The organism is Pseudomonas sp. GW821-FHT09A09, from assembly GCF_059418405.1.
Genome location: NZ_JBWKPU010000029.1, coordinates 59,405 through 74,339 on the forward strand (window position 1 = coordinate 59,405; position 14,935 = coordinate 74,339).

At 63.4% G+C, this 14,935-nt stretch carries 15 protein-coding genes; 8 read left to right on the forward strand and 7 right to left on the reverse strand.

What is annotated here, in order from left to right; translation table 11 throughout:
* Positions 1–60 precede the first annotated feature (60 nt).
* A complete protein-coding gene (locus AC07OV_RS22455) occupies positions 61–354 on the reverse strand; it encodes a hypothetical protein (RefSeq protein WP_017527871.1) in 294 nt (97 codons plus the stop codon).
* A gap of 251 nt (positions 355–605) precedes the next feature.
* Here AC07OV_RS22455 and pbpC point away from each other — a divergent pair, with 251 nt between their 5' ends.
* From pbpC to AC07OV_RS22485, 6 genes are all read left to right on the forward strand, one after another.
* A complete protein-coding gene (pbpC, locus tag AC07OV_RS22460; protein WP_495093006.1) occupies positions 606–2,918 on the forward strand; it encodes a peptidoglycan glycosyltransferase PbpC in 2,313 nt (770 codons plus the stop codon).
* A gap of 148 nt (positions 2,919–3,066) precedes the next feature.
* Positions 3,067–3,375, forward strand: coding sequence for a MazG-like family protein (locus AC07OV_RS22465; protein WP_176999429.1), 309 nt, complete (start codon positions 3,067–3,069; stop codon positions 3,373–3,375).
* Complete coding sequence (locus AC07OV_RS22470; RefSeq protein ID WP_495093007.1) at positions 3,368–4,117, forward strand: methyltransferase; 750 nt, start codon at positions 3,368–3,370, stop codon at positions 4,115–4,117. Before AC07OV_RS22465 ends, AC07OV_RS22470 begins: the two co-directional genes overlap by 8 nt.
* A 24-nt stretch (positions 4,118–4,141) precedes the next feature.
* Positions 4,142–4,744 carry a DUF4136 domain-containing protein gene (locus AC07OV_RS22475; protein ID WP_176999427.1) on the forward strand — a complete coding sequence of 201 codons (603 nt, stop codon included), beginning with the start codon at positions 4,142–4,144 and terminating at the stop codon, positions 4,742–4,744.
* Between the two features lie 45 nt (positions 4,745–4,789).
* A complete protein-coding gene (locus AC07OV_RS22480; RefSeq protein ID WP_495093008.1) occupies positions 4,790–5,347 on the forward strand; it encodes a DUF4136 domain-containing protein in 558 nt (185 codons plus the stop codon).
* A 213-nt stretch (positions 5,348–5,560) separates the two neighbouring features.
* A complete protein-coding gene (locus tag AC07OV_RS22485; RefSeq protein WP_176999425.1) occupies positions 5,561–7,510 on the forward strand; it encodes a pilus assembly protein TadG-related protein in 1,950 nt (649 codons plus the stop codon).
* On the opposite strand, the gene AC07OV_RS22490 is transcribed toward AC07OV_RS22485, so the two are convergent.
* Positions 7,507–10,242, reverse strand: a complete 2,736-nt coding sequence (locus tag AC07OV_RS22490; RefSeq protein ID WP_495093009.1) for a PAS domain-containing sensor histidine kinase — start codon at positions 10,240–10,242, stop codon at positions 7,507–7,509. The genes AC07OV_RS22485 and AC07OV_RS22490 overlap by 4 nt on opposite strands.
* A complete protein-coding gene (locus tag AC07OV_RS22495; protein WP_176999423.1) occupies positions 10,239–10,676 on the reverse strand; it encodes a TadE/TadG family type IV pilus assembly protein in 438 nt (145 codons plus the stop codon). The genes AC07OV_RS22490 and AC07OV_RS22495 overlap by 4 nt, the downstream gene beginning before the upstream one ends.
* Before the next feature lie 72 nt (positions 10,677–10,748).
* Between AC07OV_RS22495 and AC07OV_RS22500 the strand changes: the two genes are divergently transcribed.
* Positions 10,749–11,198, forward strand: coding sequence for a prepilin peptidase (locus AC07OV_RS22500; protein WP_495093010.1), 450 nt, complete (start codon positions 10,749–10,751; stop codon positions 11,196–11,198).
* A gap of 126 nt (positions 11,199–11,324) precedes the next feature.
* Complete coding sequence (locus AC07OV_RS22505) at positions 11,325–12,107, forward strand: response regulator (protein ID WP_176999421.1); 783 nt, start codon at positions 11,325–11,327, stop codon at positions 12,105–12,107.
* 37 nt (positions 12,108–12,144) lie between these two features.
* On the opposite strand, the gene AC07OV_RS22510 is transcribed toward AC07OV_RS22505, so the two are convergent.
* From AC07OV_RS22510 to AC07OV_RS22525, 4 genes are read right to left on the reverse strand one after another with little or no spacing between them, the layout of a single operon-like run.
* Positions 12,145–12,414 (reverse strand): DUF3613 domain-containing protein, encoded by a 270-nt coding sequence (locus tag AC07OV_RS22510; protein ID WP_176999420.1) that lies wholly within the window; start codon positions 12,412–12,414, stop codon positions 12,145–12,147.
* A gap of 10 nt (positions 12,415–12,424) precedes the next feature.
* Positions 12,425–13,150 carry a tetratricopeptide repeat protein gene (locus AC07OV_RS22515; RefSeq protein WP_176999419.1) on the reverse strand — a complete coding sequence of 242 codons (726 nt, stop codon included), beginning with the start codon at positions 13,148–13,150 and terminating at the stop codon, positions 12,425–12,427.
* 10 nt (positions 13,151–13,160) lie between these two features.
* A complete protein-coding gene (locus AC07OV_RS22520) occupies positions 13,161–14,048 on the reverse strand; it encodes a type II secretion system F family protein (RefSeq protein WP_495093011.1) in 888 nt (295 codons plus the stop codon).
* Position 14,049: 1 nt separating this feature from the next.
* Entirely contained in the window at positions 14,050–14,931 is an 882-nt protein-coding gene (locus AC07OV_RS22525) for a type II secretion system F family protein (RefSeq protein ID WP_176999417.1), read from the reverse strand.
* Positions 14,932–14,935: the final 4 nt, after the last annotated feature.

Here is a 14,935-nt window from a genome sequence, read left to right on the forward strand (position 1 = left end):
GCGGTGGCGTTCTTCGGGGCCCCCTCCCCGGCAAGCCGGCTCCTACAAGGGATTGCGGTGTCAGTGCACCACCCAGCTCAGCAGCCACAACCCCAGCATCAACCAGATGATCCCCATGATGATCGACGCCCGCATGAACGCGCGCACGGCCGAATACAGCAGCATCAGGCCGATGATCAGGGTAAGGATGCTGATGATCGAGGTGTCCATGCCCAACGTGCGCGACAGGCCTTCGATAAAGTTGCCGCCGGCGTGGGTCAAGGCACCGAACAAACCGCTGAGCCCGTCGACGATAAAGCGGATGACGGAACCGAGCGCCTGGCCCAACCATTCGAAGAAGCTTTCTACCTGCATATGTGTGTCCTGATGAGAAGGTGGGCGTATCTGTGCCTTTGGTTGTTAATGCGACAGGCTAGTTCCCTACCAGCATAGAGGTTTGAAGGTTTAAACATGGGTTTCCTTTATCGCGGGTGTACTCGGTCCAATGTGGGAGCTGGCTTGTCGAAACGTCGCACCGCAGCGAAGGCGGTGGAGCGGTGACACATCTGCCAACTGTCTCACCGCCACCGCCACCGCTATCGCCGGCAAGCCGGCTCCTACGGGTTTTGCGCTGGGCCTTGGGCATTGTGATGTTGATCATTGCCCTGCTGTGGCTCGCCGACCGCATCTGGCCCTTGCCCTTGCCCAAGGACGACCTGGCCCGGGTGGTGCTCGCCGAGGATGGCACGCCGTTATGGCGGTTTGCCGATGCCAACGGCGTGTGGCGCTACCCGATTCAAACAAGTGAAGTCTCACCCTATTACCTCGACGCGCTACTGACCTACGAAGACCGCTGGTTCTACCAGCACCCCGGGGTAAACCCGCTGGCGCTGGTGCGGGCGACGTGGCAGAACCTCACCGGCGCACGGGTGGTGTCGGGCGGCAGCACCTTGTCGATGCAGGTGGCGCGGCTGCTGGACCCGCATTCGCGCACCTTCCACGGCAAGTTGCGCCAGTTATGGCGCACCGCGCAGTTGGAGTGGCACCTGTCCAAGGACGAGATCCTCAACCTGTACCTCAACCGCGCACCGTTCGGCGGCACCTTGCAGGGCGTGGCCGCGGCCAGTTGGGCATACCTGGGCAAATCCCCGTCCCAACTGACCCACGCCGAAGCTGCCTTGCTCGCCGTATTGCCCCAGGGCCCCAGCCGCCTGCGCCCGGACCGTCACCCCCAGCGCGCCCAGGAAGCTCGCGACAAAGTGCTGCGCCGTCTCGCCGAATTTCAGGTGTGGCCGCAGTCAGCCGTCGATGAAGCCCTGGAGGAACCGCTGCTGCTCGCGCCCCGCCTGGAGCCGAGCCTGGCGCCGTTGCTGGCCCGGCGCCTGAACCGCCCCGACAGTCCGCCGTTGATCCGCACTACCCTGGACGCCACCCTGCAACGCCGTCTTGAAGACCTGCTGCTGGGCTGGCGGGCGCGTCTGCCGGAGCACACCTCGGCCGCGATCCTGGTGGTGGAAGAAGAGAGCATGGCCGTACGGGCTTACCTGGGCTCGGTGGACATCAACGACGCCAAGCGCTTTGGCCATGTGGACATGGTCAGCGCCCTACGCTCACCTGGGTCGACTTTGAAGCCGTTCCTGTACGGCATGGCCCTGGACGACGGGCTGATCCACTCCGAATCCCTGTTACAGGACGTGCCCCGGCGCTATGGCGATTACCGGCCGGGCAACTTCTCCATGGGCTTCAGCGGTGCGGTGCCGGCGAGTACGGCATTGTCCAGCTCGCTGAACCTGCCGGCCGTGCAGTTGCTGGAAGCCTACGGGCCGAAGCGGTTTGCCGCGCAGATGCGCATCGGTGGCGTGCCGTTGGCCTTGCCGGCGCTGGCCGAGCCCAACCTGGCGCTGATCCTCGGCGGTGCCGGCAGCCGCCTGGAAGACCTGGTGAGTGGCTACAGTGCCTTCGCGCGGGACGGCAAGAGCGCGACGATTCGTTTGCAGCCCGACGATGTACTGCGCGAGCGCCCGATGCTGTCGCCGGGGGCGGCGTGGATTGTGCGGCGCATCCTCAGCGGCCAGGCCCGGCCCGACCGTGACCCTCGTGCCGAATTGGTGCAGCGCCCGGTGCTGGCCTGGAAAACCGGTACCAGCTATGGCTTTAGGGATGCCTGGGCGATTGGCGTGGGCCCGCGCTACCTGATCGGTGTGTGGATCGGCCGTCCGGACGGCACACCGGTGCCCGGCCAGTTCGGCCTGGCCTCGGCGGCGCCGTTGATGTTGCAGGTGCATGACGTGCTGACCAACCGCGACAGCCAGCGCGGCATCAGTGCCCCGGTTAAGCCGGTGCCGGCCAATGTCGGCGTGGCGGCGATCTGTTGGCCGCTGGGCCAGCCCATGAGCCGCTCCGACCCCAACTGCCGCCGCCAGCGCTTCGCCTGGACGCTGGACAACACCACGCCGCCAACCCTGCAGGCGCTGGATCAGCCGTTGAGCGTGGGGTTGATGGAGAGTATCTGGGTCAATGCCAAAGGCTTGCGGGTCGATGCCCGTTGCCCGGGGGCGACGCTCAAAAATATTGCCCTCTGGCCCGCTCCGTTGGAACCGTGGCTGCCCAGGATCGAGCGTCGCGAAGCCCGTATTCCGGCCGCTGATCCCGACTGCCCGCCACCGGCGTTGGCGGCGTCTTCGCCACTGTCGATCGTCGGCGTGCGTGAGGGCGACCAACTGCGGTTGCCAGCGGGCAGCCAGCAAGCACTGCGCCTGAAGCTTTCCGCACTGGGGGGCAGTGGGCGGCGTTGGTGGTTCCTCAATGGCGCGCCGTTGGGGGACAGTGCTAACCAGGATTTTATCAACACCAGTTTTGAGCAATTGGGGCGTTATCAATTGAGTGTGCTGGATGAGGCTGGCCAAACTGCCCGGCTGGAGTTCAGCGTCGTCGATTAGATCGCTATCGCGGGCAAGCCCGCTCCCACATTTTGACCGTGTGAACCCAATCAACTGTGGGAGCGGGCTTGCCCGCGATGGCGGCCTAAAGGTTCACTTGCCTTCAACGCCCATCCCCCCGAAGCTATACACCTTCAGGAGCCCCCGCATGAACCTCGAACACCTCACCGAACGCCTGCACCGCATCCGCGATAACAACGACTGGAAGCCATTTCACAGCCCGAAAAACCTGGCCATGGCTGCCAGTGTGGAAATGGCCGAGCTGGTGGAGATTTTCCAGTGGTTGACCGAAGACCAGTCGCGCCAGTTGCCCGCTGACAAACTGGCCCACGCCGGCCAGGAAGTCGGAGATATCGTGCTGTACCTGCTGTTGCTGTGCAGTGAGTTGGGCCTGGACATGAATGAGGTGGTGCGCGCCAAGTTGGCCGACAGCGAACGGCGGTTCTCCCATGAGTGATCGTCATTTCGACCAGTTGGCCACGCGTTTTGCCGAGAAGATCTACGGCGGCGCCAAGGGGGCTATCCGCCTCGCGGTGCTCCAGGCTGACCTGACTGAAGCGTTGCCGGCGCGTCCGTTGCGTGTGCTGGATATCGGCGCGGGCCTGGGGCACATGTCATTGTGGCTGGCCGAGCAGGGCCACCAGGTGACCCTGGCCGAGCCCGCCGAGCCGATGCTCGAAGGCGCGCGCCAACGGTTCGCCGACGCCGGGCAGACCGCCACGTTTATTCACGCACCCTGGCAAGATCTGCTCGGCCAGCTCACCGAACCCTACGACCTGGTGCTGTGCCACGCCGTGCTGGAATGGCTGGCTGAACCCCACGCGATCCTGCCGGTGCTGCACCAACTCACGGTGCCCGGGGGCTGGCTGTCGCTGGCGTTCTACAACCGTGATGCGTTGATTTATCGCAACCTGCTCAAAGGCCACTTCCGCAAAATGCGCAAGAACGACATGGCCGGCGAGAAGCAGAGCCTCACGCCGCAACAACCGCTCGACCCACGCGAGCTGGCGGCGCAACTCGAAAGGCTTTGGCAGGTCGAAAGCCAAAGCGGCGTGCGGGTGTTCCACGACTATATGCCGGTGGAATTCCAGGCCCGCGCCGATTTGCAGGACCTTTTGGAGATGGAACTCGCTCACCGTCGTCACCCAAGCTTTGCCGGACTTGGGCGTTATTTGCACTGGATCTGCCGTCCGGTTTAAGCGGCCCAGTCTGCGGAGGTCGAAATGCGTCGTCTCTGTTTGATCCTGTTGTCCCTGGGGTTGGGCGCCTGTTCCAGCCCCAACCCGTATGTCGCTGCTTCGGCGCCGATTCCTCCGGCGCCGGCCCAGGCGGCGAATACCTTCGATGCCAGCGCTTATCCGGCGCCGGTGCGTGACTACGGCGCCTACCGCAATTGGGCCTGGCTCAACGGCCAGTTGCCGGCGGGCTCGGCCTGGGCCGACTCGGCACAGATTGCCGAGGCGGTCAGCGGCGCTCTGGACCAACGCGGCCTGCGCCCCCTGCATGACAAACGTGCGCCGGACCTGTTGGTCAGCGCCGACGTGCGCCTGGAGAAACGCCTCAAGCAAGTCCAGGACGACTATGGCTACGGGTATGGCGGCTATAACCGCTATGGCAACGGCTACGGCATGTACAACTCGGTGCCGGTGGTGCGTACCTATGAAGTGACGGTGGCGGTGGTGCGGGTCAACCTGTTCGATGCGCGCAACGGCCAGCCCGTGTGGAGCACCAGCGCGGAGACCACCAGCCAGGGCAGCCTCAGCGAGCGCGCCGACTCCCTGCGCGAGGCCGTGCAGAAGGCAATGACGGCCTACCCACCCAGTTAACCGCTATTCTCATCTCAAGAACGCCTCGTTTTTTGGAGAACAACCATGCTTCGTCGCATCGCTGCACTTGCTGTCGTTGTATTGCTGGGCGGCTGCCAGACCAATCAGGTCAACCACGACTTTGACGCCAGCCGCGACTTCGGCGCCTACCGCAGCTGGGCCTGGAAAGACCCGGCGCTGCAATATCGCCCGGATGACCCGCGAATCAAGAGTGACCTTACCGAACAACGCATCCGCGAGGCCGTGGGCGAGCAACTCGACCAGCGCGGCCTGCGCCCCGCAGCACCGGGCACCAAGGCTGACGTGAACGTGCAGGCCTACCTGATCGTCGAAGACCGCCAGCAACAGGTCACCACCAACTACGGCGGCGCCTGGGGCGGCCCGTGGAACGGCTATTGGGGTGGCCCGATGTACAACGAAACGCGCAACATCACCTACAAGGTGGCTACCATCCAGATCGACCTGCTCGACGGCAAGGACGGCAAGCTGGTGTGGCGTGGCAGCGACGAACAGATGATGAGCAGCACGCCGAACCCTCAGGACCGCAGCAACGCCATTCGCACCACGGTGAGCCGAATCCTCTCCAGTTACCCACCCCACTAAAACCTGCAGATCCTTTGAAGGCGCTGGCTTGTGTGGGAGCTGGCTTGCCTGCGATGCGGGCACCTCGGTCTTTCAGGTAGACCGAGGTGATGCCATCGCTGGCAAGCCAGCTCCTACAGGGGGCTGTTGTGTCTGTAAAATCGTCATCACCCCTGCCCAGCCTTGACTACACTTCATTGCACCTACGGAGAGTAAGCGCCAAAGGAGTGCTCGATGTCTCCCCGACTTCGTTCCAGGCAACGTGGTGCAATTGGCCTGATGGCGGCGGGTACCTTGGCGCTTGCCTTGATATTCATGCTGTTGGCGGTCGACAGCGGGCGGTTGTACCTCGAAAAACGCAAGGTGCAATCCATCGCCGACACCTCGGCGCTGGAGGCCGCAGGCCTGGGCGGGCAATGCGGCAGCAGCACCACCGCCAATGCCTATGCCGTGCAAAATGCCAAGCGCAACGGTTTTACCCTGGTGGCCGGCGACAACAGCCGCACGCTGGTGGTGACCTGCGGCACCCTTGCCACCAACGCCAGCAACCTGCGTGTGTTTACCGCCGATGCCACCAAGAACGACGCGATCCGCGTGGTGGCCTCGCGCACGGTGATGACCAGCATCGCCAATGGCATCCTGAACCTGTTCCACGGTAAAACGTTCAACGCGCAGACCATTCTGAGTGCTACCGCCGTGGCGGCCCAGGCACCGCCGGTCGCGCAACTGACCATCCGCAGCAGCCTGGCCACGGTCGACTCCACGAAATCGCCATTGCTGAATTTCACCTTCGGCAATTTGCTCGGCGGCAGCTTGTCGCTGACGGCCGCGGGTTGGAACGGGATCGTGTCTACCAACGTCAACCTGCTCGGTTACCTGGACCAGCTGGCCATCCGACTTAACGTGACGGCGGGCGATTACACCGCGCTGCTGGCGGCCAAAGCCTCCGCCACGGACCTGATTCATGCGACGGTGATGCTGCTGCAAAAGAACGGTGCCGCGGCCACGGCGGTCATCAACAACGTACTGGCGCTGGAAGCTATCGCCCCCAATACCCAACTGCTGACTGTGGGCAGCTTGCTGAACGTGGCCACCGGCACGCCGATTGCCGCCCTGAACTCCACGGTGCAGCTGTTCCAACTGCTGGAGGCGGTGGCGCAACTGTCCAGCAGCAAGAGCGCGGTGAGCGCGGCGGTTCAACTCAATATCCCCCTCGTGGGCAATGTCTCGATCCAGACCAAGGTGATCGAACCGCCGCAACTCTCGGCGATTGGCAACCCAGCACTGGCCAAGGCCGGGCTGGCCAAGACGCCGCCGACCGATCAGATTTTCGTGCGCACGGCACAAGTGCGCACCCTGGTGGTGGTACAGGCACCGGTGCTCAAGCTGGTGTCGGGGGTGGCCTCGATCCTGACCGGTCTCGCGACGCCCGTGTCGAAGGTGGTGGGTGGTCTGCTGAACCTGAATATTCCTGCGGTGGTCGGGGGTGTCCTGTGCCTGGTGGCGTGCAACGTCACGGACGTGGATATCACCCAGTCCCTGTCCATCTACATCGAGGCCGCAAGCGCCGAGAGCCACGTGACGGATTTCAGTTGTGCCACACCGGCCACCAAGTCGTTGACGGTGCAGGCCACTACCGCCGTCGCCACGTTGGGCGTAGGTTATGTGGACCCTGTATCGGCGTTTTCGTCCTCGGCGCCGGTCAATGTTCAGCCGGTCAGGCTGATCGACTTTGGCGAACACTATTGCATCGTGCTGACCTTGATCTGCGGCCCACGCACGGCCGGGGTAGGGGGCGGCTTGAACTTGAAAGCGTTGTCCACCATCGGCCAGCAAACCAGCCCCTTGCTGTTTCTACCGGTGGCTGAAATGAATGCGACACCGACGTATAAGAGCCCTCCCGGCACAGCGAATATCATCAACAGTCTGGGCGCCACGCTGTCGGGCCTGCAGGTGACTTACGTGCCGCCCACCGGCAGTACGCCCAACAGTGGCAACGCGACGGTGGCCAACGCGTTGACCACCATCATCTCGTCGTTGGTGGGGCTGATCCAGAATGTGCTGGCACCGGTGCTCGACCCCATCGTCAACACGCTGCTTTCGGCCTTGGGCATCAGCCTGGGCAACGCTGAAGTCGGGGCCAACCTCACCTGCCATATGGGCCGCGCTTACCTGGTGATCTAGGCGGCGCTTATCGGCAGTTCCACGCAGAACCGGGCGCCGTGCTCGCCGTTGCTGACACTCAGGCGTCCGCCCATGTTTTCCACGATGCCGTAGCTCACCGACAAGCCCAATCCGGTGCCCACGCCAATCGGCTTGGTGGTGAAGAACGGCTCGAAAATCCGCTCCAGCAGACGCGGGTCGATGCCGCCACCGTTGTCCTCGACCCAAATGCGCACATGGCGGCTGTCATGCTCGGTGTGAACGGCGATCCAGGGGTTCAAACCGGGATTTTTTTCCCGCTGGCTCAGCAGGGCATCGCGGGCATTGACCATCAGGTTGATCAGCACCTGTTCAAGCTGGTCCGCGTAGCCGATAACCTTCACCGAGAAGTCCGCAGGCGTCAGGCGCACTTCCACACCCTTGCCACGCAAGCCTTCGCTGAGCAACGAGAGCGTACCTTCCACGGCCTGCGCCGGGTCGAAAGGCTGCTGTTCGATTTCCGAGCGGCGGCCGAACACACGCATATGGTCCACCACCTTCGCGGCCCGTTGCACTTGGGCATCGATGCGCTGGAGTTTTTCGGTGAGGTAGTCGATCTGGGCGTCGCCGTTGCTCAAGCGCTTGAGCACGTTGACGATGGCCATGCGCATCACGTTCAACGGTTGGTTGATCTCGTGGGCCAGGCCGGTGGCCATTTCGCCAAGGGTGGCCATCTTGGCGCTTTGGGTCAGTTGTTGCTGGGAGCGGCGCACTTCGGTGTTGTCCCGGCCCACGGCCTGCACTTCCACCAGGGCGCCGCTTTCGTCAAACACCCCACGGTCCGACCACACCCACCAGGCATGCTCGCGCCCCGGCAGTTGCAGGCTGATTTCGGCGGTGCTCACGGGAAATTCCGGGGTCAGCTGGCTAATGCGCTGCACAAAGGCTTGGCGCTGTTCGGTCGACAACCATTCCCCCAGGTTCACCCCCGGCAGTTGCGCCGGCAGGCATTCCAGGTAGTTGGCCAGGGGCGTGTTGCCGAAGGTCAGCGTCAGGTCGGGCCGGTAGCGGCAGATCATCGCCGGGGAGTCTTCTACGAGGATGCGGTAGCGTTCCTCGCTCTGCTTGACCTGTTCGGCCGCCAGTGTCGCCTCGGTGACGTCCAGCCACAGGCCGACCGCTTCAACCGGCAGGCCAAGGTCGTCGCGCAGCAGCTTGGCCTCGTCGAGCAGCCAGTGGTAGTGGCCCTGTTTATCGCGGACCCGGTAGCGACTGCGCACGGTGCCTTCGCGCAGCAGTTGGCGGGTGCGTTCGAAATACAGTTCGCGGTCTTCGGGGTGGATCAGCAATGCCAGCGCGGCCCCGTCGCACTCGGCCAGCGTCCAGCCCAGCAGCGGCAGCAGGCTGTCGCTGAAGAACACCGGTTGCAGCGCCCCGTTGACGTAGCGCTGCACATAGATCACGGCAGGGGAGCTGGCGATCACGTTATCCAGTCGCGCATGGGCGGCGGCGGCTTGCAGTTGCTGGTTCTTGATGTCGCTGATGTCGAGCATGAAACCGATCCAGCGACGATTGTCGCCCACTCCGAGCACTTGGCCCTGTACGCGGTACCAGACAGGATGTTCGGTATCGCTACGTTGCAGGCGCACGCTGGTGAGCAAGGGTTTGCCCAAGGCTTGCAGGTCATGCAGGCGACTGCCGAGTTCCTGGCGGTCGGCGGGGTGGACCAGTTCCAGCCATAAGTCGAGGGGCTGGCGAGTGGGGCCGTCGTCCTGGCTCAGGCTGCGTTGCAGTTGCGGGGCCAGTTGAATCTCCTGGGTGGCCGGCAACAGCTCCCACCAGCCGGTGCCCAGCAAACCTTGCAGGGCTTCGACGCGCTCCAGTTGCTGGTGATGATGCTGTTCGCGCAACCGGCTCAGCAGGGGGGCGGCGAGGGCGGCGGTGAGGTTCAGCCAGTCCCGTTCGCTGGTCTGGGATTGGCTGTTGTAGAACCCGCACAGCAACCACGCGGCCACGCCCTGCCCATCGCGGTAAGGCACCAGAAAACCGTCGGCATTGCCGAACACGCTGTGCAGTCGCGGGTTGTCGTTGTGGCCCTGGGCAATGTCCAGGCTCAACGGGACGTTACCGTTGACGCTGTCCAGGCTGGTGCCCAGGCGTTGCGCGGTCTGCCACAGCGCGGGGGCGTCGTGGGCGGCGTACTGGCCGTAGATGCGCCAACCCTGGTCGTCATCGTCGAGCAACGCCAGGGCAATGCAGGGGATGCGCCAGCGTTGGGCCACGCTGGCCAAGTGTTCGTTGAGCACCTCCGGCAGGCGGCTGAGGGTGCAGACCCGCAACTGTTCGCTCATCTGGCAGGCCAGCTGGTGGTTCTGTTCGCGATGCTGGGCCAGTTGGCGGCCGGCCAACAGGTCGCTGACGTCGAGCAGGCGTAGGGTCCAGTGGTCGCCATCGGGCTCGATCCAGCCACGGGTGTGCAGGGTTTGGCCGGCGATGCCCTGGAAGTCGAGGTCCAGGCCATGGCGTTGCCAGTCGGCAGGTTGGCCTTCGATGCTCAGCGCGCTGTTGGCACGCAGTAAGCTGTGCAAAGGCGGCGTGGCGTTGTGGGTCAGGTGTTGGGCGAGCTGCGTGCGCAAGGTGCCGGTGATGCTCAGCACATGGCCCTGAGCGTCCAGTTGCAGTTGCAGGCCATTGAACGCGGGGGGCGTTGCATCGAAAGGCAGCGGGCTGCTGCGGCCCAGCAAACGCCCGAGCAGCTTATCCCCCGGGGTCAAAACTGAAGGCTCGACGTGGCGGAGAGGTAAGTCGGCAGTTTGGGCACTGCGCCTATGCCGGGCAACACCAGCACCGGCAACACGGACGTGAGGCTGGAGGAGGGGTAACTGATCGTCACCGTCAGGGTGGTGCCGACGTAGGTCGCATTCACGTAGCTGGGCAGGAATTTGAACGAAGCGGGAATCCAGTTCAGTTGCGCCAGGGTGGCGGCCTGGGCACGTTGCGTCACCAGGCCTGAGTAGCCGACGGTGGCAGGGTCCAGTGACACGCTGCGGCGCACGCCTTCGGCGGCCGCCTGGTGGAACGACTGCATCAGCAGTAACGGCAGGCTATAGCTGACCAGTCCGTAGAACACGGCAAAAAAGATCACGAACACCAGGGCGAACTCTATCGCCGCGGCACCTTTTTGCTTGCGGGGGAGGCTTGTTTGCATGACCGCGTCTACCCTGACGGCTACTACTTGATATCAGCATAGAATCATTCAGCGAAAAGGGATGTTTTTTACGTGACCCAAGGCTTGGTAATCCTGCTCTGGTTGGTGCTGTGCTCAGTGCAAGACATTCGACAGCGGCAAATCGCCAACGGGCTGACGCTGGGCGTCGGCCTGGTCGCGCTGATCTATCTGCTGTGGATGGGGGGCACCTGGATCGGAGCCCCGGCCGGTGAGGGCGGCTGGGCCTTTGCCCTGGCGCTGCTGCTGGGCTTGCCGGGCTATGTATTGGGGCGCTTTGGCGCCGGTGATGTAAAGCTGCTGGCCGCGCTGGCACTGGCGACTAACCCCGACTATTTGCTGTGGTCGCTGATAGGTGCCGCCGTGGCGATGGGGGCATGGGCCGTTGTGGGTCAAAGGCTTAGCACGCGCGTTGCGCCTGGGTCCGATCAGGCGCCAACAAAGCAGCCGTTTGCACCCTATTTACTGACAGGTTTTGCCTTGTACTGGCTTTGGATCCATTAGTCGCAGAAGGCCTCTATCGCTATGTACATAGTCGGAAAGTAGGTCTACGTTTATTGAGTAGATGTATAGGATTCTTCGTCAGAAGGGATAGGTCAAACTTTTGGCTTGCCAGGCATGGAGTAGCGCGTGAACAAGCTTACGTCAGCAGTGAAAGTGCTCGTGGTCGACGACCAGCCGTTGATCGTTGAAGAGCTCTGTGAGTTTCTTGAAGGCAACGGCTACCGTTGCGTTCCCTGTGAGTCCAGCCGGCACGCCTTGAAGCGTTTCAGCGAAGACACCGAGATTGGCCTGGTGCTGTGTGACCTGCACATGCCGGACATGGACGGTATCGAGCTGGTGCAAGCCCTGCAGCGGGTGGCCGGCAAGCAGCGTGCGTTTGAGGCGATCATGCTCACCGGCCGCGCTGACAAGCAGGACGTGATCAAGGCCCTGCGTGCGGGCATCTCCGATTACTATCAAAAGCCGATCAACCTCGATGAACTGCTCGAAGGCCTGCAGCGCCAGGAAGCGGCCTTGGAGGAGCGGCAGAAGGAGCTGCAACTGGGGCATTTGAACCAGAAATTGCAGTACCTGTCCGAATCCATCAACGACCTGTACCAGGACCTCGACAAAGTCCGTCGCAGCCCTGCGCAGGACACCGATGGCGATACTTCGGCAGACGACGCAGTGCCGCTTGAAATTCCGACGATCTTCAACCAGCTGTCACCTCGGCAGTTGGATGTTGCGAGGCTTGTGGGCAAGGGCCAGACCAACTACCAGATCGCCTGTGAACTGGGGATCACCGAAAACACCGTGAAACTCTATGTGTCCCAGGTGTTGCGTTTGACCCACATGCATAACCGCACCCAGCTCGCGTTGGCGCTATCACCGAGCAATTCGGCCATGCGCCAGCGGGTCACCGCCCATTGAAGTGGCCGAGGTGGGGGAGCGTGCTCCCCTCACCTCGTCATTTGCTGGAACCGCTTCCTGATTTGCCCCCGGTGCCAGTCTCAAAAAACTCCGGAATCGGATGCTTGTTGCTGTCCAGCCAACGCTTGAACGCCTGGTCGCGCTCAGTCGGGCTCACCTTTTGCGGGATGCTCGAGGCAGCGCGACCGCTCACCTGCAACGTCATCCAGTTTTCGGTCTCGGCCTGCTGCGGGGACGAGGGGCCGGGCTCGATGGCTTGGGCCATCAACGGCAGCAGGGCCAGGCAGGCGAGGTAGTGGGCTTTCATCTTCAACTCCCTATTTCACGGTGGCTGGCAGCGCATCGCTGACGGCGGCCACTTGGTCCTTGGGTTTACGCGCTACCGCCTTGCTCGACGTCTTGAGCTTCTGGGCCCGAACCTGTGCATTGTTCACCTGTTCCGGGCTCAGGCTCAGTTGGCTGACGAGTTGCGCGGCTTGCCCCCAGTTGTCCTGGTAGATCAACAGGGTCATCAGGTTGACGGCGGCCAGTTGGTCGCTCGGCTTGAGCTCCATGGCCGTGAGGAATTCGAAGCGGGCGTCCTCCAGGCGCAACTGGTCGAGGTACACCACCCCCAGGTCATTGCGGATTTTTTCGTTGGTCGGGGCCAACTGCGCCGCCCGTTGCATGTGGGCCAGGGCCTGGTCGTTGCTGCCCCTGGCCGACGCCAGCTGGCCCAGGCCATGCTCGCCTTCGGCAGCCAGGCAAGTGCCCACCAGGCTGCGGTACATCGGCTCGGCCTCGCTGCGGCCCAACAAGCGCGCGGCCCGGGCCTTGCGCAGGCGCACCTGGGGCAGTGCATCGGGCAGGCTTTGCAGGTTGGCCAGGCTGGCGTGCAGCTTGCCTTCGTTGGCCATGTCATCGGCCAGGTTCAGCGCCAGCTCCTGCTCGGCGCTGGGCTTGGAACAACTGGTCGAGCCGCTCAGCGCGGCCCAGGGTGTTTGGCCGTTGGTGGCACAGCCGCCAAGCATCAACAGGCTCAGTGCGCCGATCAGTAGTTTCATCAAAGGCTCCTCAAAAGTTATTCAGGGCGCGGGCGATCGCGATAAAGGCCGGCCCGCCGAGTACCGTCAGCAGGGCCGGGAACAGGAACACCATCATCACCACGGACATCTTGGCCGACATCTTCGAGATGTATTCCTGCAGGCGAGTCAGGCGCCGGTCATCGAGCAGTTGCTTGAGCGCCAGCAGCGACTTCATCGCGCCGCCGCCCTGCGTGATCAGTTGCTGCAGGATTACACAGGTGTCGGTGAACTCATCCACGGCCAGCAACCGTGCGGTCTTGCCCAGCTCTTCACCCAGCTCCAGGCCGGAGTCGACCCGCGCCAGGATCAGGCGCAGCTCCTGGGTAAGGTCCGGCAACAAGCGCTGGGCCTCGGTGCCCAGCACGCGCAACGATTGCTCGACTGCCATGCCCGATTCGAAGAGGATGCGCAGCAGCGGGATGAACGTCGAAATCTCCCGGGCGATACGTTGCTGACGGGCTTTCGCCGCCGCAGCCAGAATGCGTTTTGGCAGCAGGTAGCCAATGCCCAGGGCGATTACGGGCGCGATCCACGGCGATTGCGCATGGGGGAACAGCAACTGCTGCCCGACCACCGACACCGCCAGCAACACGATGGGCACGCCAACCTGGAAGGCGGCAAACAGCGAGCGCTGGTTGGCCTTGCGCCAACCGATGCGGTTGAGCAGGGTCTGGGTCTCGTTGTCCAGGCTCACCGAACGCTGGGCGAGGGGGCTGGCGCCTAACTGGCGCAGCAGGCTGCCGAAGCGGTCTTCGCGGCTCAGTTGGCCCTGCAGGCGCTGGGTGACCAGGCGCTGGCGCCGGCGTTGTTCCAGCCAGTGGCCGGTGATCAACACCACGGCGGCGAGCAGCAACAAGGCACTGGCCAATAACGCCATCTCAAATACTCCGCAACATGCGCCACATGACGAAGGTGCCCGTCACGTCCATCGCCAAGGCACCGAACAGCAAATAGCGCCCGGTTTCATCGTTCCACATCGTCATCAAGTAGCCGGGGTTGATCATCAGGAAGTAGCCGACCATGAGCACCGGCAAACCCGCCAGCACATAGGCGGTCATGCGCGTTTCGCCGGTCATCGCCTTGAGCTGGCGGCGGCCTTGCTCGCGCTCGCGGATCATCTTGATCAGGTTTTCCAGCAGCTCGCTGGCGTTGCCGCCGTAGCGGTGGTTGACCTTCAGGCCCAGCGCAAACAGGCGGAACTCATCCTGCTCGTAGAACTCGGCGAAATCGCTCACGGAGTCCGGCAGGCTCACGCCCATCTGCACGTTGCGCTGGATGCGGCTCATCGCGTGCTTGAGCGGGTTTTCGGTGCTTTCGATGCCGCCCAGCACCGCGTCTGCCAAGGTACGCCCGGACTTGAGGCTGCGCACGCTGTGGTCCAGCAACTGCGGCAACTGCTCGATCATGCGTTGCATACGCCGTTGGTAGCGCCAGGCGATGTACAGGCGCATTGCCAGGGGCGGTAATACCAGCATCGCCAGCGCGCCCAACCAGTGGGCAAGGTAGTAGCCAACCGGGGCGCACAACGCCCAACCCGTGAGCCATAGCCATAGGCGGTCGGTAGGTTTGCCCAGGCCGGCTCGCTGGAACATGCGCTCCACTGCGGTCCAGGTGGTGCTCGGGGCTTCCTGCACCGGCTGGCCGTCGGTGAGGCGCTCCAGCACACGGTCGTTGCCGGCCTGGCGCAAGCCGTGTTGAAACAGGCGATATGACAGGCCGATGAGGATGATGCAGATCAGCAGCAGAATGGGTCCGGTCATCCGT